General features: G+C 38.8%; 14 protein-coding genes. 9 read left to right on the forward strand and 5 right to left on the reverse strand.

The window, feature by feature from the left end; genetic code table 11:
* Positions 1-58: 58 nt before the first annotated feature.
* The gene (locus BLR60_RS05605) at positions 59-1,090 is read left to right on the forward strand and encodes a dipeptide epimerase (RefSeq protein WP_090497656.1); all 1,032 of its coding nucleotides are present in this window, start codon (positions 59-61) and stop codon (positions 1,088-1,090) included.
* Between the two features lie 138 nt (positions 1,091-1,228).
* Here the strand turns inward: BLR60_RS05605 and BLR60_RS05610 are convergent, their stop codons facing one another.
* Positions 1,229-1,426: a DUF6358 family protein gene (locus tag BLR60_RS05610; RefSeq protein WP_090498008.1), complete on the reverse strand. Its 198-nt coding sequence runs from the start codon at positions 1,424-1,426 to the stop codon at positions 1,229-1,231.
* A gap of 110 nt (positions 1,427-1,536) precedes the next feature.
* A complete protein-coding gene (locus BLR60_RS05615) occupies positions 1,537-1,854 on the reverse strand; it encodes a rhodanese-like domain-containing protein (RefSeq protein ID WP_090497658.1) in 318 nt (105 codons plus the stop codon).
* Positions 1,855-1,982: 128 nt separating this feature from the next.
* Here BLR60_RS05615 and BLR60_RS05620 point away from each other — a divergent pair, with 128 nt between their 5' ends.
* Both BLR60_RS05620 and BLR60_RS05625 read left to right on the forward strand, forming a co-directional pair.
* Positions 1,983-3,107 (forward strand): DUF4407 domain-containing protein, encoded by a 1,125-nt coding sequence (locus tag BLR60_RS05620; RefSeq protein WP_090497661.1) that lies wholly within the window; start codon positions 1,983-1,985, stop codon positions 3,105-3,107.
* 178 nt (positions 3,108-3,285) lie between these two features.
* The gene (locus BLR60_RS05625) at positions 3,286-4,593 is read left to right on the forward strand and encodes a M20/M25/M40 family metallo-hydrolase (RefSeq protein ID WP_090497663.1); all 1,308 of its coding nucleotides are present in this window, start codon (positions 3,286-3,288) and stop codon (positions 4,591-4,593) included.
* A 161-nt stretch (positions 4,594-4,754) separates the two neighbouring features.
* Here the strand turns inward: BLR60_RS05625 and carB are convergent, their stop codons facing one another.
* Together carB and BLR60_RS05635 are read right to left on the reverse strand one after the other, a co-directional pair.
* On the reverse strand, positions 4,755-7,592 hold the full coding sequence (gene carB / locus BLR60_RS05630; protein WP_090497665.1) for a carbamoyl-phosphate synthase large subunit: 2,838 nt from the start codon (positions 7,590-7,592) through the stop codon (positions 4,755-4,757).
* Positions 7,593-7,800: 208 nt separating this feature from the next.
* Positions 7,801-8,118 carry a hypothetical protein gene (locus tag BLR60_RS05635; protein ID WP_090497667.1) on the reverse strand — a complete coding sequence of 106 codons (318 nt, stop codon included), beginning with the start codon at positions 8,116-8,118 and terminating at the stop codon, positions 7,801-7,803.
* A 435-nt stretch (positions 8,119-8,553) separates the two neighbouring features.
* Here BLR60_RS05635 and BLR60_RS05640 point away from each other — a divergent pair, with 435 nt between their 5' ends.
* From BLR60_RS05640 to BLR60_RS05665, 6 genes are all read left to right on the forward strand, one after another.
* The gene (locus tag BLR60_RS05640) at positions 8,554-9,084 is read left to right on the forward strand and encodes an AAA family ATPase (RefSeq protein WP_090497669.1); all 531 of its coding nucleotides are present in this window, start codon (positions 8,554-8,556) and stop codon (positions 9,082-9,084) included.
* A gap of 839 nt (positions 9,085-9,923) precedes the next feature.
* Complete coding sequence (locus tag BLR60_RS05645; RefSeq protein WP_317039651.1) at positions 9,924-12,368, forward strand: TonB-dependent receptor; 2,445 nt, start codon at positions 9,924-9,926, stop codon at positions 12,366-12,368.
* Between the two features lie 139 nt (positions 12,369-12,507).
* Complete coding sequence (locus tag BLR60_RS05650) at positions 12,508-13,152, forward strand: thiamine phosphate synthase (RefSeq protein WP_090497673.1); 645 nt, start codon at positions 12,508-12,510, stop codon at positions 13,150-13,152.
* 138 nt (positions 13,153-13,290) lie between these two features.
* On the forward strand, positions 13,291-14,505 hold the full coding sequence (locus BLR60_RS05655; protein WP_090497675.1) for a hypothetical protein: 1,215 nt from the start codon (positions 13,291-13,293) through the stop codon (positions 14,503-14,505).
* 63 nt (positions 14,506-14,568) lie between these two features.
* Positions 14,569-15,129: a thiamine pyrophosphokinase gene (locus BLR60_RS05660; protein ID WP_090497676.1), complete on the forward strand. Its 561-nt coding sequence runs from the start codon at positions 14,569-14,571 to the stop codon at positions 15,127-15,129.
* Positions 15,126-15,620: a GNAT family N-acetyltransferase gene (locus BLR60_RS05665; protein ID WP_090497678.1), complete on the forward strand. Its 495-nt coding sequence runs from the start codon at positions 15,126-15,128 to the stop codon at positions 15,618-15,620. The genes BLR60_RS05660 and BLR60_RS05665 overlap by 4 nt, the downstream gene beginning before the upstream one ends.
* A 126-nt stretch (positions 15,621-15,746) precedes the next feature.
* Here BLR60_RS05665 and BLR60_RS05670 read toward each other — a convergent pair whose 3' ends face one another.
* Complete coding sequence (locus BLR60_RS05670) at positions 15,747-18,188, reverse strand: TonB-dependent receptor (RefSeq protein WP_090497680.1); 2,442 nt, start codon at positions 18,186-18,188, stop codon at positions 15,747-15,749.
* Positions 18,189-18,500 lie beyond the last annotated feature (312 nt).

Here is an 18,500-nt window from a genome sequence, read left to right on the forward strand (position 1 = left end):
TATACAAAGGTAATTCGTAATCCGATAATTACCTCATTTATTTAGTAGACGATTGATAATGAAAATTAGTTGCAGGCCATTTGAGTTAGATTTAAAACATCCTTTTTCGATTTCGAAATTTACGCGTACCAGCACGCCGCTGATGTTGTTAAAGATAGAGCATAAAGGTGTAACCGGTTATGGTGAGGCATCTATGGTGCCATATATGGGCGAGAGCTACGAAAGTGCAACCAATTTTCTGAACCTTGTAGATTGGGATAAAATCCAATACCCATTCGATTTCAAAGAAATTATTACTTATCTCGATAGTATTGCCCAGGGCCAGCCAGCGATTAAAGCGGCTATTGATATTGCGCTTAACGATATTCAAGGGAAACTGTTAAATAAACCTTGTTATGAGATTTATGGCGCAGACCCGGCTAAAATGCCGGTAACTTCTTATACCATTGGTATTGATACCCCTGAGGTCATCCGCGAAAAACTGAAGGATGCTGAAGCTTTTAAAGTGATTAAAGTTAAGCTGGGACGGGATAACGATCAGGAAATTATCGAAACGATCAGGAGCATGACCAATGTACCTTTATATGTAGATGCCAACCAGGGATGGGCAGATAAGATTAAAGCCATTGATTTAATTTACTGGCTGCATAACCAGGGTGTAGTATTAATCGAACAGCCAATGGATAAAAATAACCTCGATGGAAATGCCTGGTTAACCGAACGTAGTCCTATTCCACTACTTGCAGATGAAGCCGTACAGCGTTTGGCCGACATGGATCAATTGAAAGGCGCTTATCATGGAATCAATGTAAAACTGATGAAAAGTTGTGGCATGTATGAAGGACATCAGATGATTTTGAAAGCCCGTTCTTTTGGGATGAAGGTGCTGATCGGTTGTATGAGCGAAACCAGTTGCGCTACTTTGGCTGCCGCGGCTTTGGCTCCTTTATGTAACTGGGCCGATTTAGATGGGCCGTGGCTCACTAAGAATAATCCGTTTAAAGATCCGGCCTTTGAAAATGGAAAGTATATCCTCAATAATTTGCCGGGTTTAGGACTGGAAGGTATTACTCCTGATCTTTTTATTTAAAGCAGAGTAGAAAAATGATGAATGACAGGATTATAGAATGATTGAGGATCCTAAGCGAGATGAGATAGATGAATTTTGGCTGGGCATTATCCCTTAATATTCACTCATTCAAAACTCACTCATGCTGTCATTAAATGGCTACTTCTGGTCTTTTTCTTTAAAGCTTTTTTTGATGTCTTTAGTAAGTTGATACTTAAAGTAGAACAAACAAGCTGTTGTGCCTACCAAAAAACCAGCCGGAAGGTATTTATGATTATTGTAACACCAAACCAGTCCGAGAACAGAAAGGATAATGGCCAGGTTATAGAAGATGTTTAAAGCAAATTTTTTACCCACGGTAGAGATGATTGAATTAGAGAATGATTGAATGACAGCATTATAAAATGAATTTTGAATAAGCGTTATGCTATTAACATTCACTCATTCAAAACTCGTTCATTCTATCATTAATAAACCGGCATATTTGGGTCAAAAGCCTCTTGCCAAGCTAAAATACCGCCTTTTAAGTTATAAAGATTTTCCAGTCCGTATTGTTGCTCTAACTGCATTACTGCTGCGGCGCTTCTTTTCCCACTACGGCACTGAATAATTACCGGTTTATCTTTCGCAACCTTATCAGCCTCAATTAAAATTCCACCCAAAGGGATGTTTTCGCCTTCAAGATTGGAAACCTCATATTCGAATGTTTCACGAACATCAATTAATTGAAAATCTTCTTTGTTATCGATTTTCTGTTTTAGTTCTTGTACCGATATTTCTTTCATTTTATTAAATGTATTTATGCAAATATATGAAAATCAATTTTAGGGTTCCCATCAAAAAAATGCTATAAATTTTTGTCTGAAACTGTAACAACTATTACCCTTAGGCGTTTAACTATAAATAGTTACAAATGGACAAACTGAACCGTTTCTTTTGGTTTTGCTCTGGCGCTCACATCCCGACACTGGAAAAATATCCTACAGAACAGAATAAATATACCGGCATCGGTGCCACCATCTTTTTTACCGGTTTATTTGCCGCACTATCAGGGGGCTATGCCATGTATTTTGTGTTCAAGGGCGACGATATGGCTGTAATTTTTGCCATTATTTTCGGCTTTTTATGGGGAGCAGCCATCTTTAATATGGATCGGTACATCGTATCCAGCATTAATAAAAGTGCCAGTACCAATAAACAGATATTACAGGCTACCCCGCGTATTCTGTTGGCTATTATGATCGGTATGGTTATTTCGAGGCCGATAGAGCTTAAAATTTTCGATAAAGAAATTAAAGAACGCTTAAAAGTAAGTTACTTAAATGGTCAGCGTGCTAAAATTGATACGCTAAATAAAGCTTTCGAGAAAAAGTATCAGGTAGAATTTGGCAGGTTAAATCAGCAGAAAGCCACCAGAGATTCGCTTGAAAAAGGAATTAAAGCCGACAGGCAAAAACTTAATTTTGAGATCTTTGGGAATAAAACTACCGAAACATCAGGTGTAATGGGCTATGGACCCTATGCCAAACGCAAGGAAGCCGAAATTGCCCAACGCACGGCCGAATTAGATTCACTGAAAGCCAACATTAATAAATCGGAAGGTTTTGTAGATAAACGCAAAGAATTTGATGGACTGCTTTCCGAAAAGCTATACACTAAAAAACAGTTAGACAGTTTATCGGATATTGCCGGTTTTGCCGATCGCAACTGGGCATTGGGGCAACTTAAATTTAATGTAGATGGCACGCGGGATAACAATACGGCAATTGCGGTTACTTTTATCGGGCTACTGTTTATCTTTTTTGAGTGTTTACCGGTGTTTGTAAAACTAATGAGTGCCCGCGGACCTTATGACTATGCGATAGCAGATGGAGATGAAGTATCAATTTACCATTCTAAAAAAGATAAGGATTTTCATTTCGAGGTGGCCGATAATATTCACGAAACCAGGGTAGACTCCGAGTCTTCCAAAAAGAAAGAAATAATAAAGGGAAAAGCATACCGCGATCTCGAAAAATACGATTGGGATGGGGAGTAGATGGAAGAGGTAGTTGATGTTCCATAGTTAAATAGCTCATCATTTATTCGTCCTGTTGAAATTTTCAAGGTTAAATTTTACAATATAAGTTGTATCATGTCTCAAACTCAGGCGATCAACCATTAACCAATAAACTATCAACCAAAAACCCTAAATTCACACCTCTTAAACTTATTATATGAAGAAAATATTCTTTTTTACCCTTGTGGGGATGGCTAGTTTGCAGCTTAAAGCACAAAACATTGATAAAATTATCACGCGTGAGTACACTGATCACCTGATTAAAACCTTAAGTGCTGACGACATGCAGGGGCGTGCAACATTTACGCCAGGTATCGACAAAGCGGCAACCTTTATCGAATCTGAATTTAAGAAAATAGGTTTGCAGCCTTTAACCGGTGAAAAAACATTCCGCCAGACCTTTAACAAATACCAGGTAGCAAATGTAACTAGCAGTGTTAAAATAGATGGACAGGAAATTGCGCCGGAAAATTTAATGATAACAGGTGCTGCTACAGCAAGTATTACACTTGATAAATCAAATACTACGGTTGTTAAATTAGATCCTGAAAAGCCGTTTGTAGCACAATTCAGGACAATGTTAAATGCTGATAAAAATCAGATTGTTTTGGTCGACAGTAAATTCGCTGATCTGTTTAACCGCTATAAAGATCATTTCAGCAAACCTACAACGGTTGATGAAGAAGATATTAAAAAAACAACCAGTGTTGTGCAGGTTTTTGTTTTAGGTAAAGCTGCAGCAACAGATTTTTCTGCAACGCTTGAAAACAAGATAACTAAAATGCCCTTATTCAATGTGGCTGGGGTTATTCCAGGTAAATCGAAAGCGAAAGAAATGGTAATTTTCTCAGGGCATTATGATCATTTAGGTTTCTTAAAACCTGTTGATGGCGATAGTATTGCAAATGGAGCAGATGATGATGCTTCTGGTACAACGGCGATGATTGCCCTGGCGAAATATTACCAAGCACAAAAAAATAACGAACGTACCTTGATCTTCGTTGCTTTTACCGCAGAAGAAATTGGCGGTTTCGGCGCAAGGTATTTCTCAGAAAAATTAAATCCTGATGATGTGGTAGCCATGTTTAATATCGAGATGATTGGTAAAGATTCGAAATTTGGTAAGAATACGGCCTTCATCACCGGTTATGAAAGATCTGATTTTGGAAAGATTTTGCAGAAAAACTTAGCAGGAACTGAATTTACATTCCATCCGGATCCTTATCCAGACCAAAACTTGTTTTATAGAAGTGATAACGCAACTTTAGCGGCATTAGGCGTTCCGGCACATACCATTAGTACCGATAAAATTGATATTGATAAACTGTACCATAGTGTGAAAGATGAGTACAGCTCTTTAGATGTAGAAAATATTCTTTCTACTATTAAAGCAATTGCAAAGAGTGCAACCAGTATTGTAAATGGGACGGATACACCAACAAGAATACCGAAGTTGAAGAAATAACCGAGGTTTAATCCAGATCGTCATTTCGACCGAAGTGGAGAAATCTTTTACACCAGTTAAAAGATCTCTCCATTTCGCTGCGCTTCAGTCGAGATGACGAAACAAAAAATGGCCAGTGATTTTTCACTGGCCATTGCTATTTTTGGAATCTGGTAAAGAGATTACTTACTCAAATACATCGATTTGTCTTTGTAAAGCTTGCGGAAGTAAGGGTCTTCCAAATCTTTGATAAAGCGGATCGCCTCACCAGTAGATTTCATTTCAGGACCTAATTCCTTTGTTACTTCCGGGAATTTCTCGTAAGAGAAAACCGGTTCTTTAATGGCATAACCTTCAAGCTTGCGTACGATGGTAAAATCTTTCAGTTTGGCTACGCCCAGCATAATTTTAGCCGCAATGTTGATGTATGGAACATCGTAAGCTTTTGCAATGAAAGGAACCGTACGCGATGCCCTTGGATTTGCCTCGATTACATAAACTTTCTCATCTTTAATGGCAAACTGAATGTTTAATAAACCACGTACATCTAATGCTTTTGCAATTTTGATGGAGTATTCTTCCATGGCTTTAGTTACCGTTTCTGATAAGCTGAAGGTAGGTAATACTGCAAATGAATCTCCGGAGTGGATACCTGCAGGCTCAATGTGTTCCATCATACCTACAATGTGTACATCTTCACCGTCAGAGATCGAATCAGATTCTGCTTCTTCTGCCCTATCTAAAAAGTGATCGATTAATACGCGGTTGCCAGGCAAATCACCCAACAGTTTTACTACTGCTTTTTCAAGATCTTCATCATTAATTACGATGCTCATTCCCTGTCCACCCAATACATAACTCGGACGCACCAGTACCGGATAACCTACTTCATTGGCAACTACAATGGCCTCTTCAGCATTTTCTGCAACACCATATTTTGGATACGGGATATTCAATTCTTTCAGGAGGTCAGAGAAACGGCCGCGATCTTCGGCAATATCCATGTTCTCGAAAGATGTTCCGATAATTTTGATGCCTTTTTCAGTTAATTTTTCAGCCATTTTCAGCGCAGTTTGTCCACCGAGCTGAACAATTACCCCTTCTGGTTTTTCTAAGTCGATAATTTCGCGAACGTGTTCCCAGAAAACCGGCTCGAAGTATAACTTGTCGGCCATGTTAAAGTCAGTTGAAACCGTTTCAGGGTTACAGTTAACCATGATGGCTTCGAAACCCGATTCTTTTGCAGCCAATAAACCGTGCACACATGAGTAATCGAATTCGATACCCTGACCAATACGGTTAGGACCTGAACCCAATACAATTACCTTTTTCCTGTCGGAAGGTTTTGATTCATTCTCTTCCTCAAAAGTAGAGTAGTAGTATGGCGTTTTGGCCGGGAACTCTGCAGCACAGGTATCAACCATTTTATATACCCTGTTTATGCCTAATGCTTTACGGCGGTCGTACACTTCATCTTCCGTAACATTGCCTAACAACCAGGCGATCTGAACATCAGAGAACCCTTTTTGTTTCAGCGTTACAAAGAAATCCTGAGGGATATTGTTTAGTGAATACCTTTTTAATTCAGTTTCAAGCAATACCAATTCCTGAATCTGGTTTAAGAACCATTTATCAATTTTGGTTACCTTACGGATAGACTCCAAAGGTACGCCCATTGCCATGGCATCTTTTATTAAGAATAAACGGTTCCATGAAGCGTGCTCCAAACCGTCCATAATTTCTTCGATATTACGTACCTGTCTGCCATCTGCACCTAAACCAGCGCGGTTGATTTCTAAACTCTGACAAGCTTTTTGTAATGCTTCGATAAAAGTACGGCCAATGGCCATTACCTCACCTACTGATTTCATCTGCAAGCCAAGCTCTTTGTTCGCGCCTTTAAATTTATCAAAGTTCCAACGCGGTACCTTAACAATTACATAATCTAGAGTAGGTTCGAAATAGGCGGATGTTGTTTTGGTAATCTGATTTTCAATTTCATCCAGGTTATAACCAATCGCCAGTTTAGCAGCAATTTTTGCAATCGGGTAACCGGTTGCCTTACTGGCCAAAGCCGATGAGCGTGATACACGAGGGTTAATTTCGATGGCGATAATTTCGTCGTTTGCCGGGTTAACCGAAAACTGAACATTACAGCCGCCGGCAAAGTTACCGATGGCGCGCATCATTTTGATTGCCTGGTTACGCATATCCTGGTAACAACGATCAGATAAAGTCATCGCAGGAGCAACAGTAATTGAGTCGCCTGTGTGGATACCCATCGGATCGAAGTTTTCGATCGAACAGATAATGATTACATTATCATTACTATCTCTTAATAACTCTAACTCGTATTCTTTCCAGCCTAAAACCGCTTTCTCTACCAGTACTTCGTGTGTTGGCGAAGCTTCTAAACCGCGTTTTAAAGCAGCGTCGAATTCTTCTTTTTTATGTACGAAACCACCGCCAGAACCACCTAAAGTATATGATGGGCGTATTACCAGCGGGTAGCCGATTTCTTGTGCAGCTTCTTTACCTTCTAAAAATGAGTTGGCAATTTTCGATTGAGCAACACCTACACCAATATCAACCATTAACTGGCGGAAAGCTTCACGGTTTTCTGTTTTTTCTATTGCTGCAACATCTACACCAACTACTTTAACACCGTATTTTTCCCAAACACCTCGTTCTTCGGCCTCTTTACAAAGGTTTAGTGCGGTTTGTCCTCCCATTGTAGGAAGTACAGCATCAATTCTAGGTAGATCTGCAGAGTCTATATGCTCCTGTAAAATAACTTCTATTGAATCAACAGTTAGCGGGCGCAGGTAAACATGGTCGCCGATAACCTTATCCGTCATAATGGTAGCCGGATTGGAGTTGATAATAGAAACGGTAATCCCTTCTTCTTTTAAAGAAAGCGCCGCTTGCGAACCTGAGTAATCAAATTCACAGGCTTGGCCAATAATAATTGGTCCAGATCCGATAATCAGTACTGAGCGTATGGAAGTGTCTTTAGGCATGATAAAGCTTAAACAATAATTAAAATTCTAAAGTATTTGAACCCGAAGGTGAAGAAGCAAGAGGTCTTATGCTTGCGAGAAGAAAAATCCCAACTGTTCTGTCGGGATGCAAAGATACATCATAAGATATGATTTTAAGGCGTTTTTTTTAAAATAAAAAAGAGCGCTATTAAAGCGCTCTTTTTAGATTTTTCTTTTGAGAAATGAGTTACTGCTGTAATTTAATTTCGCCTAAATCTGTAGTCGCACTATCTTTAACGGCGACCTTTTCTATTATAGTATCTTTATATGGTGCATTGGCTTTTACCACTACGGTATAAACACCTTCTTTAAGGTTTGTAAAAGTAAAAACCCCCTGATTAATCTGTGCGCTTAGCGTGTCTTTAGCTGCTACAAGAGATACAGTTGAAGCGGCGTCAATCGGCGTAATTTTTCCTATTATTCCACCAATTTTATTATTCGTAAAGGCAATCGCGCCCAAACCAAATATAATTAGCAGAGATAATACCACACACAGTTTTTTCATTATATACGTTTTAATTAGTTATTGTCTTAAATGGGTAACAACATTTAGTACAAAAAGTTTCAAATAATGAACACTATTTTATTTATTGTACTATAAATTATACACGAATGTAAAATTGAAATGTATATATTTGTGTCAAAAGTTAATTATTGTTAAAATAATTCTGCGAATGTATCACTGTTGGTCAGAATTAAGTCACGAAGTTGTGATGATCTCATTATTGGCAATAATGTTGTAATAACGAGAACATATATACGTTTTGTATATACTTTAGACAATGATCTAAAGCTTCCTCCGCGGATTAGTTACCCGCCATGAGGATTTCTTCATAAATAGTTTGTTTGGTTTATTATCCGGTTAGAGGAGCCCTCCTCAACCGGATTTTTTCTTTTAAGGCTTTTTCTTTTACATTTGACTGTATTCAGAAGATATACTGTGAATAAAAATATAAAAAAGATTGCTGTTGTTGGTCCCGAAAGTACGGGAAAATCTACTATATCTCAGCTGCTGGCTAAATACTACAAAGTTTCGTGGGTGCCAGAGTACGCCCGCTATTACTGCGAAAATCTGGTTGCCGATTATACCCTGCAGGATGAAGTGAATATGTACTACGGACAGGTAGCGCTGGAGGATGCCATTTTAGCGGTTACAGAAAGCGATTTCATTATTTGCGATACTACATTTATTACGGTAAAGATCTGGAGTGATGAAGTATTGGGCGAAACACCTCAGGTAGTTTTGGATGCACTACCCCAAAAGCCGTACGACCTATACTTATTAATGGATATTGATTTACCTTGGCAGGACGATCCGTTGCGCGATTTTCCGGATAAGCGCGAATATTTTATGGAGGTTTGGCATAAGGAGCTGAAAGCGTTGAATGCAAATTATAAAGTAGTTGGCGGTCTGGGTGATGAAAGGCTGGCGAATGCGATTAAAGTCATTGATGATTTTTTGGGCAGGTAGAAGGTTTACTTTTTTGGAAACGATTGTCAGTAGCTTTTGGCTGCCGGCAGTCCCGCCATTCGCTATAGCTCCGATAGAAAAAATCGGAGGCTGCCGCTGCTGTCGGGTTTATTGAACAAAGGGTTGTTAACATGGTGCCTAAACATGAAACGTTCCTACGGAACGAAAAAAAATAAACATTTTTTTTCTACCGATGATCCGTCCCGATGGGACGAAACAGTGTTATAAATTAACACCGAACCATCCTGGTTTGTATTAAAGAATGTTCTGTCCAATATGGACGCCCCATCGGTAGCCAATTTTTTAATTGGCGGGGTTTCGTTCCATAGGAACGTTTGGTGTTTTAACGTTGACATCTGTACCTGCCTGGCCACCTAAACCCGATTGGAACGGATGCCAATTTCCTTCAAATTGGCAGGAGGGAAAGCGGGACTGAAAATGCCATGCGCACAGAACCATTCATTTTCAAATCTATCATAACAGATAGTTCCACGCCTGTACGGGCAGGTATTGTGCTATTAATTTTTACCCTATTAAACCGCCAATACATTAAAAAATATTCGAATTGCTTAAAATTTTCTACATTTGTGCCATCATTAGGGGTGCCTTGTTTAAATAACACAAAAACAGGCTGAGATCATACCCATTTTATGGTGTAAGGTAAAAGGTGAAAGGTAAAAGGTTCTGCATATTGCAAGGCCCTAAGCCCTAGGCCTCTAAACCCTAAACCTTAAATGCACCTGATCCGGGTAATGCCGGCGTAGGGATTGGAGTTATGGAAGTTTAACTGAAAATCGGCAAAGCCCCTTTTCCGATGGGTTTAACTAAAAACAATAAAATTGAAAAATTTACTTTTTGCAGCGCTTGTTGCAATGTTGCCCTTCTTTGCATCGGCACAAATTTCGGTTACCGGTAAAGTTACCGATCAAAACCAGCAGCCGCTGCCGGGTGCTACGGTTAAATTGAGAAATCAAAAAACAGCGGTGGTAAGCGATGCTAGCGGAAATTACACCATTACGAACCTAGCTAACGGGAAATATACCATTGTGGTCAGTTATGTAGGCTATAAATCGATTGAAAAAACGATAGACCTTCCACAGCATACCACACTAGACTTTAGCCTATCGCCACAAAATTTTCTGGCTGACGAAGTAATTGTGCGCGCCACCCGGGCCACAGACAAATCGGCAACTACTTATAAGAATATTAGCAAAGAAGAAATCCAGCAGAATAATTTTGGGCAGGATTTGCCTTTTATTTTACAAAATACGCCAGGTGTAGTGGTTAACTCTGATGCCGGTGCAGGTGTGGGTTATACCGGAATCCGGATTCGCGGAAGTGATAACAGCAGGATCAATGTGACAGTTAACGGTATTCCCATCAATGATAGCGAAAGCCAGGGAACTTTTTATGTAAACATGCCAGATTTTGCTTCTTCGGTGGATAATGTACAGATCCAGCGTGGCGTAGGTACTTCAACCAATGGAGCAGGTGCATTTGGCGCGAGTTTAAACATTCAAACTACTGCCAGCGAAACCGAGCCCTATGCTGAACTAAACAACACTTACGGCAGTTTTAATACCTGGAAAAATACCGTAAAAGTGGGAACAGGTTTAATTAACAACCGTTTTAGCTTTGATGGCCGTTTATCGAGAATCAGCTCAGATGGTTATGTAGATCGTGGATCTTCTTTATTAAAATCGTATTTTTTATCTGGTGCTTACCATGGAGATAAGGACTTGTTGCGTGTAAATGTTTTCTCCGGAAATGAAAAAACCTATCAGTCGTGGAACGGAATCCCGCAATCCCGTTTAGAAAATGATGTAGCCGGAATGAACGCTTATATAGATAGAAATGGATTAGGTGCTGAAGATGCGGCAAATCTTCTGAACTCGGGTAGAAGATACAACAGCTTCCTTTATAATAACCAGACGGATAATTATACCCAGAACCATTATCAGCTCATTTATGCGAGACAGTTTTCTGATCAGTTTTCTTTTAATGGTGCCTTACATTATACCAAGGGTGAAGGTTATTATGAAGAATACAGGGTACAGGATAGCCTGAAACATTATGGACTGAACCCAGTTGCTGTTGCTGGTGGTACACCTATCGCCGAAACCGATTTAATTCGCCGCCGCTGGTTAGATAATGACTTCTACGGAGTTACTTACGCCTTTAATTATGTGCCCGAAAAGAATTTAAACTTTACTTTGGGTGGCGCTTACAATGAATATAAAGGTGCGCATTTTGGCCAGGTAATTTGGGCGCAATATGCATCAAACGGCAATATTGACCGGCATTATTATGATAATGAGGGTTTCAAAACAGATTTTAATGTTTATGGTAAAGTAAATTATAGCCCTATTGAAGATTTGAGTTTATTTGCTGATCTGCAATACCGCCGTGTATATTACGATATTGCCGGAACAGAAAATAAGTTGAATACGCTGGCGATTAACCAAACCCTAAATTTCTTCAATCCGAAATTTGGGGCCACCTATTTTATCAATCCACAGAGTAACGTATATGCTTCGTTTAGCGTGGCCAACAAAGAGCCTAACCGTGATGATTTTACAGACGCTACTGTGGGAGTCACACCTAAACCAGAGCGCTTAAACGATGTAGAATTGGGTTACCGTGTTAAAAACGATCGATTTAATGTAGGTGCCAATGCTTACGGTATGTTCTATAAAAACCAATTGGTTGTTACCGGAAAAATAAATGATGTGGGTGGGAATTTCCGCCAGAACGTAGATCGGAGTTACCGTTTAGGGATCGAGTTAGATGGTTCTTACACCATCAGTTCTCAATTCGTATTAAATGCAAATGCTGCACTGAGCAGGAATAAAATCAAAAACTTTACGGAGTATTATGATGATTATGATAACGGGGGGCAGGTCGTAAAAAACTATCAATTAACCAATATATCTTTTTCGCCTAACACGGTACTTTTTGGCGAGCTGGTTTATAAACCAATTAGTGGTTTTGCTGTAGCCTTACAAAGTAAATATGTAAGCAAGCAATACCTGGATAATACACAGAATAACGACAGAACCATAAATGGTTACTGGGTAAGCAATGCTCGTTTGGGTTATGATTTTAAATTTGCAGGCGTTAAAAATGTGAACCTTGGTTTATTGGTTAACAATGTTTTCGATAAGAAATACGAAAGCAATGGTTATACATATGGCTATCAATCAGGCGGAAGCAGGGTAACTGAAAACTTCTTTTATCCACAGGCAGGAACCAACTTTTTGCTAAGTTTGAATGTGAAATTTTAAGAAAGATTAAAGCAAAAAGCTGAAAGACTAAAGCAGAAAATCATTAAGATCGCCATTGCAAGATAAACGTTCAATGGCGATTTTGTTTATCTTGCCTCCAGATTTTAAAATCCTTTAATTTTAATTGTCCTGATTCAGAATGAAATACATAGAAAAACTTCATTACATCACGCACGATATCCCACATCTAAGTCACATTGAACAGGCACAACTGGCTTGCGAAGCCGGTGCAAAATGGATCCAGTACCGTTGCCTGAGCAAAAGTGACGAAGAACTCTTACAGGATATTAATGCGATAGCCGAAATTTGTGATGACTGGGGTACTACTTTAATCGTTACCGATCATGTTCATTTAAATGGAAAGGCCGACATTCAAGGCTTTCATATAGAAAATATGGATGCTGATTTTATTGCCTTGCGCAAACTGGTAGGCAATGATATTACATTAGGAGGATCAGTGAATACAGTAGAAAATCTAATCCGGCTAGTCCGGGCGGGCGCCGATTATGTGGGCTACGGACCATTTGCAGAAACTGAAACCAAACCAAATAATTATACGCTTTTAGGCATTGAGGGCTATCAGCATATGGTAGGAGCATTGAAAGCTCAAGCCATCAGCATTCCGGTATTGGCTGTGGGTGGAATTAAAATATACGATGTAGAAGCTTTAATGCAGGCCGGTATTTATGGCATAGCTGTATCCGGGGCCTTAAATTTTGCTGACGATTTTATTGAAGCCTATCAGGATTTTTACAGAGTTGTTAAAGAAAGCGCTGTTAATTAACATTTTATAATTTGAAGCCCAAGAGATAAATATTTAGTTTTGGTTAAAACCAAACTAAATATGTCTGAAAACGCTCTTCAAAATACTGCCCCCTAGAATATTTATAAAAAAATCTCTTTCAGGTTCTTTTTCCTGCTCTTGTCGCTTTTCATCATCCTGAATAACAATGGAGCCTTTACGTTTTTTTCAGGCATATTACAATTGCCAGATCTGGTATTGCACGATTTTATTCCATGGTTTTCTAAACACATTATTCACTATAATTATGATTTTACCATTTATACTAATGGTAGCGGCGATACCTCTTACAATTGGGTATTGCTGCTCTTCATATTTTTGGTATCGGTAAGTGGTTGCATCATTTGGTCGGTTTTAGACCGTAAACGTAAAAGTTACAACGCAGCTTATTACTGGCTGGTGGTACTGGTGAGATTTTATTTAGCCTTTACCCTCATACTATACGGCGCTATAAAAGTAATCAAACTACAGTTTCCAGATCCTTCTTTAATGCGTTTGCTTCAACCGTTCGGAAATGCATCGCCAATGGGCCTCGCATGGACTTTCCTTGGCTTTTCAAAAGGGTATAATATTTTTATGGGCATTATAGAAGTTTCCGCCATCATGCTTTTATTCCGTAGAACGGTGGTTGTGGGTGCCTTTCTATCCCTGGCTGCAACAGTGCATGTAATGACGATGAATTATTTTTTCGATGTTCCTGTAAAACTACTCTCAAGCGCATTGGTAGTGATGTGTCTGTTTATTTTGGCCCCTCATTTCTTAAAATTATATCGCTTCTTTATTAGTTATGAAAGTCAGCAGCTCGAGAAAATGTACCGTCCGACTTTTAAAAAGCGATGGCTTTACCTCACAGCTTATGGGGCAAAATATCTATATATCACAGCTTCACTACTATTTTTGATATCCTCATTAATTGAACAAAGAAAAACTTATGGTAGCGCAGCGCCCAAGCCATTTATGTATGGTATTTATAATGTTGAAAGCACGAAAGTTAAGGGCAAAACCTTGGCGCCATTAACTACTGATAGCACGAGATGGAAGCAAATGATTATTAATTATGCTGGTTTTGCCCGGATAAAGAAGATGAACGACAGCGCTGCTAATTTCACTACGGTTTTTGATCAGAAGAAAAAAGAGTTGGTACTTCAATCAACCGATAAAGACTCCACCAAGTACGTTTTAAACTATAATCTTATTGGAAAAGATAAGCTGATTTTATCAGGCCTAACGGAAAAAGATTCTGTATCGGTAAGTTTTAAACGAAAAGACCTGAAGGAGTTTAAACTTATTAACAGGGGCTTTCATTGGGTCAGTGAATATCCGTATAATCGTTAATCATTTTACGTCCGGCTGATTGTTCCTTTACCGTACTTAAGGCGAAATTTATATATTCGCAATATGTCTTCACACCATATTGTAAAAGAAAAACAAGAACCGGCTTTATACATTGATGAGCTTGGGAATTTTAACGAAGAATTTTTAGGGCAACTGCTTGAATGGAGTCCTACGCTTTTGGTTAACGGGGAAAATTACGACAAGATTTTTTCTTTGGGTTTAAAAGTAGATGTACTGGTAAATGGGAACGGGGAGGAAGCGCAGGAAGATACAAAAGTTGTTCAGGGACCTGTTGATGCTTTAATGGTAGCCATTAATTATCTGTATGAAGAGAAATATCCTGCGGTAAATGTAATTACGAGAAAATTCGACCTGGAGAAATTTGCTGGATTTGAAGATAAAATTAACCTGGTGGTATTTACAGAAAGGGCAAAGCACTATCCCATAAAATCAGGATTCTCTGTTTGGAAACCTGCGGGAAGTGAATTTCTGATCCATGGTAACCGGTATCTTGAAGTAACCAACCTTGCACAGAATGAAGACGAAATTTTTACTGTAGTTAAAGATGGCTTTGTAGAATTTACCTTTTCCGGACAACCGATCTTTATTAGCGAACCCATATGATAACCCTTAGAAAAGCAAAAGGAGAAGATATAGAAGTAATCAGGGATATTGCTGCGGCAACCTGGCCATCCACCTACCTGGATATTATCGGGCAGGCACAGATTGATTATATGTTGGATAAAATGTATAGCAAAGGTGAGCTGTTGAAGCAATTGATGGAGGGACATATTTTCCTGATTGCAGAGGAAGGCGAAAATCAGTTCGGTTTTGCAGGCTATTCTATTATTGGTCATGAAGAACGCATTTACAAACTGCACAAACTTTATGTACTGCCATCTGCACATGGTAAAGGCGTTGGAAAAATCTTAATTAATGAAGTGTTTAACCAGGTAAAAGATGCAGGAGGAAGCGCCTTGCAATTGAATGTGAATAAACATAATAAAGCCAAAGACTTTTACCTGAAAGGAGGTTTTACCATTAAGGAGTCGGTAAAACTTGATATTGGTGAGGGTTATTTTATGGATGATTATGTCATGGAATATAAGTTTTAAATCTTCTCAAATTATCGTCATTTCGACTGAAGCACAGCGAAATGGAGAAATCTTTGAACTATGTAAAAAGATTTCTCCCCGCCTGTACGGGCAGGCGCTACGGTCGAAATGACGATAGAATCACCCCTAATTCTTCATCCTTCCCTGCTCTGCTTCGGTACCTGTTGAACGGCGGCGTGCTGGTTTGATCTCATTTTTGCCAAAACGATAGGTAAAGCTGATTCTGCCAATTTGAGTTTCATTTTTTTGATGTAACGAGTAGGTTAAGCCAGGATAAGCACTTGATAGATTATTTTCAGACATATTAAATATATCTGATAAGGCCAGCTTCAAACTTGCTTTCTTTTTGAACAACGACTTGCTCAAACCTGCGTCAATATAATAACGGGCTTTTAAACTTAGCGTTCCATAATCAAGTGGCGATTCATAACTACCGTTCAGCTCTGCAGTAAAGCCATCCATAATGGTAAAGGTTTGCTGAGATTTAAACTGGAAGGATGTTTTTCCGGTTTTTAACGCACTCCCAGCCAGATCTGGCGCTTCAAAACTAAGGTAAAAAACATTTAAATTATTATTGGTCTGCCACCATTTCGTAAGCTGAAGCGGCACGTTTAAATTGGCATTGTAGCTAATGTTGGTGGCGATGTTTGCATTGGTTTGATATAAAGACTGACTTGCTGCATCAGGTAGGATTACTTCAGCAATTACATCGTTAATCCTGCTATAACCTAATGATAACATGTATTTTTGTAGCAGCGTATAACTTAACTCAAAATTGTGTGTATACTGCGGCTTTAGGAATGGATTCCCTTTGCTATAGGTAAATTCGTCCAGGTAGTAAATAAATGGGTTTAAAGCGTCATAACTGGGACGGTCTATCCTTCTGCTATAAGAAAACCCTAACTGATTGTCTTTTGAAAGCTTTTGTTGGACAAATAAAGTTGGAAAGAAATCCCAGTAATTTCGTTCCACCACAGTGTTTTTGGTAATCAAATTTCCTTTAGAATTGGTTTGCTCCACCCTTAGGCCAATCTGTACGCTGGTATTTTTAAACTGTTTGTTTACATTGGTATAAGCCGCATTTACATTCTCATCGTATACGAATTGATTGCTTCTTTTAATATCGTTCCTCCATATATTATTTACATATTCTTCTGCCTGAAGATCGTTATCGGTTTTAACCCAGCTGCTTTTAACCCCAGCTTCCAGTTTAACTGTTTTGCTTAGCGAAACATTATAATCAATTTTAAATGCTTTAATATCTATAATGGAGGGGGTATTGTTCCTGGTGTAGATGATTGGGCGGATGCTGTTTCCATTTTCAAACCGGTAATCATTTGCATAGTCAGAGCCATCGTTTCCGTTATACCTCGAGTAATCTACATCTGCAGAGATTTCTGAACCCGCCGTATCCAGAACAGATTTATAATTTAAATTATAAGAAACGTTATTGTATTTGTTAGTTTGTAATGAGTTGGTTATCAGGCTTGAATCTGCTTTTTGAAACGATGGGCCAATAAAAGTGTTGTTCGCGGAAGCTTCAGTGCCGTGGTTAAAATAACCGTTAACCAATATGCCAATGGTGTTTTTCTTGTCGATAAAATAATCCAATCCTGCCTTGAGGTTATTGTTGTACTGTTTTCTATTGCTTTCACCCACCTGGCTAAAGTAAGTATCGGGTGTGCCGTTCGAAATCCGGTCGATAGCAATCAGGTTATCGCGCTCAAACTTGCCATAGTTGTAATTACCAAAAAAATTAAGTTTCTGGCTGCGGTGGTTCAGGTTTAAACCTGCATTTCCCCTTAGGTTTTTACCATAACCTAACGATCCGTTTAAGCTGCCATTTGTGCCGCCATTTTTATTCTTTTTGGTTTTGATATTGATAATTCCCGAATTACCTGAGGCATCGTATTTGGAAGATGGGTTGGTAATCAGCTCAATGCTTTCTATGTCTGAGCTCTGCATATTCCGTAAGAGATTGGCCACATCGGCACTGCTCATATAAGTTTGCTTGCCGTCCAGTTGAATGAGTACCCCCTGTTTGCCCATCATCGAAATTTTATCATTCTGATCTACCGTTACGCCTGGTGCTTTTTGTAAAACCTCTAATGCAGTAGAACCCGTCATAACTGCACTATTAGAAACGTTCATCACAATCTTATCCATTTTTCTTTCGATTAATGGTTTGGTTACCGCTACATTCACTTCCTTTAGGTTCTGAGTGCTTGCAATAAGCTGCGCCGTGCCGAAATCTGCTTTCTGATTGTCTTCTGTTAAAACAATGGTTTTACTCTTGAGTGTTTGATAACCCATGTTACTGGCTTTATAATAATAGCTTCCTTTGCCCGAAATACTAAAATAAAATGTTCCGTTTGGATCGGTAAATGCCGTTTTAACCATACTCGAATCGGATGCTTTAAAGAGCACAACGGTAACATAATCTGCAGGTTTTTTAGTTTCATCTAAAATTATTCCACTGATGTTCGGTTTAGGATCTGTTTGTGCAAAAACGTGTGTAGCAGTAAAGAAAAGACTTAAGATTAATGTTATTTTATATAAATTTTTCATTGGTCTGGTTTAATGTTTAAAAAATCGGGCAAAAAAATCTTATACCGCATACGCATGCGCTTTCAAGTTAATTGCTTGCTTTTTAAAGTTTAGTTCGGAAAACGAAAGGTTCCAATTATTTAGTTACAGATAAGACGATCGTTTTTTAAAAAGGTTACAAGGATTTATAAAAAGTCAGAAGTTAAGAGTCTTGTTGTAAATTGAGATATAAAGATTGAAAAAATCAATACAGCTCCATTTAAACCGGTGTTTATACTTGTTTCAACAACTGTAACGACACGTAAATACAAAATTTATTTCGTTACGTCATTC

The sequence above is a fragment of the Pedobacter terrae genome, assembly GCF_900100705.1.
In the GTDB taxonomy this organism is placed as follows: domain Bacteria; phylum Bacteroidota; class Bacteroidia; order Sphingobacteriales; family Sphingobacteriaceae; genus Pedobacter; species Pedobacter terrae.

What these genes read in the sequence shown, in the direction of transcription:
- BLR60_RS05620 (WP_090497661.1), top strand. Translation starts at nt 1,983, where the DNA reads ATGGACAAACTGAACCGTTTCTTTTGGTTTTGCTCTGGCGCTCACATC.
- BLR60_RS05660 (WP_090497676.1), top strand. Translation starts at nt 14,569, where the DNA reads ATGTCTTCACACCATATTGTAAAAGAAAAACAAGAACCGGCTTTATAC.
- BLR60_RS05665 (WP_090497678.1), top strand. Translation starts at nt 15,126, where the DNA reads ATGATAACCCTTAGAAAAGCAAAAGGAGAAGATATAGAAGTAATCAGG.
- BLR60_RS05625 (WP_090497663.1), top strand. Translation starts at nt 3,286, where the DNA reads ATGAAGAAAATATTCTTTTTTACCCTTGTGGGGATGGCTAGTTTGCAG.
- BLR60_RS05605 (WP_090497656.1), top strand. Translation starts at nt 59, where the DNA reads ATGAAAATTAGTTGCAGGCCATTTGAGTTAGATTTAAAACATCCTTTT.
- BLR60_RS05650 (WP_090497673.1), top strand. Translation starts at nt 12,508, where the DNA reads ATGAAATACATAGAAAAACTTCATTACATCACGCACGATATCCCACAT.
- BLR60_RS05615 (WP_090497658.1), bottom strand. Translation starts at nt 1,854, where the DNA reads ATGAAAGAAATATCGGTACAAGAACTAAAACAGAAAATCGATAACAAA.
- carB (WP_090497665.1), bottom strand. Translation starts at nt 7,592, where the DNA reads ATGCCTAAAGACACTTCCATACGCTCAGTACTGATTATCGGATCTGGA.
- BLR60_RS05670 (WP_090497680.1), bottom strand. Translation starts at nt 18,188, where the DNA reads ATGAAAAATTTATATAAAATAACATTAATCTTAAGTCTTTTCTTTACT.
- BLR60_RS05635 (WP_090497667.1), bottom strand. Translation starts at nt 8,118, where the DNA reads ATGAAAAAACTGTGTGTGGTATTATCTCTGCTAATTATATTTGGTTTG.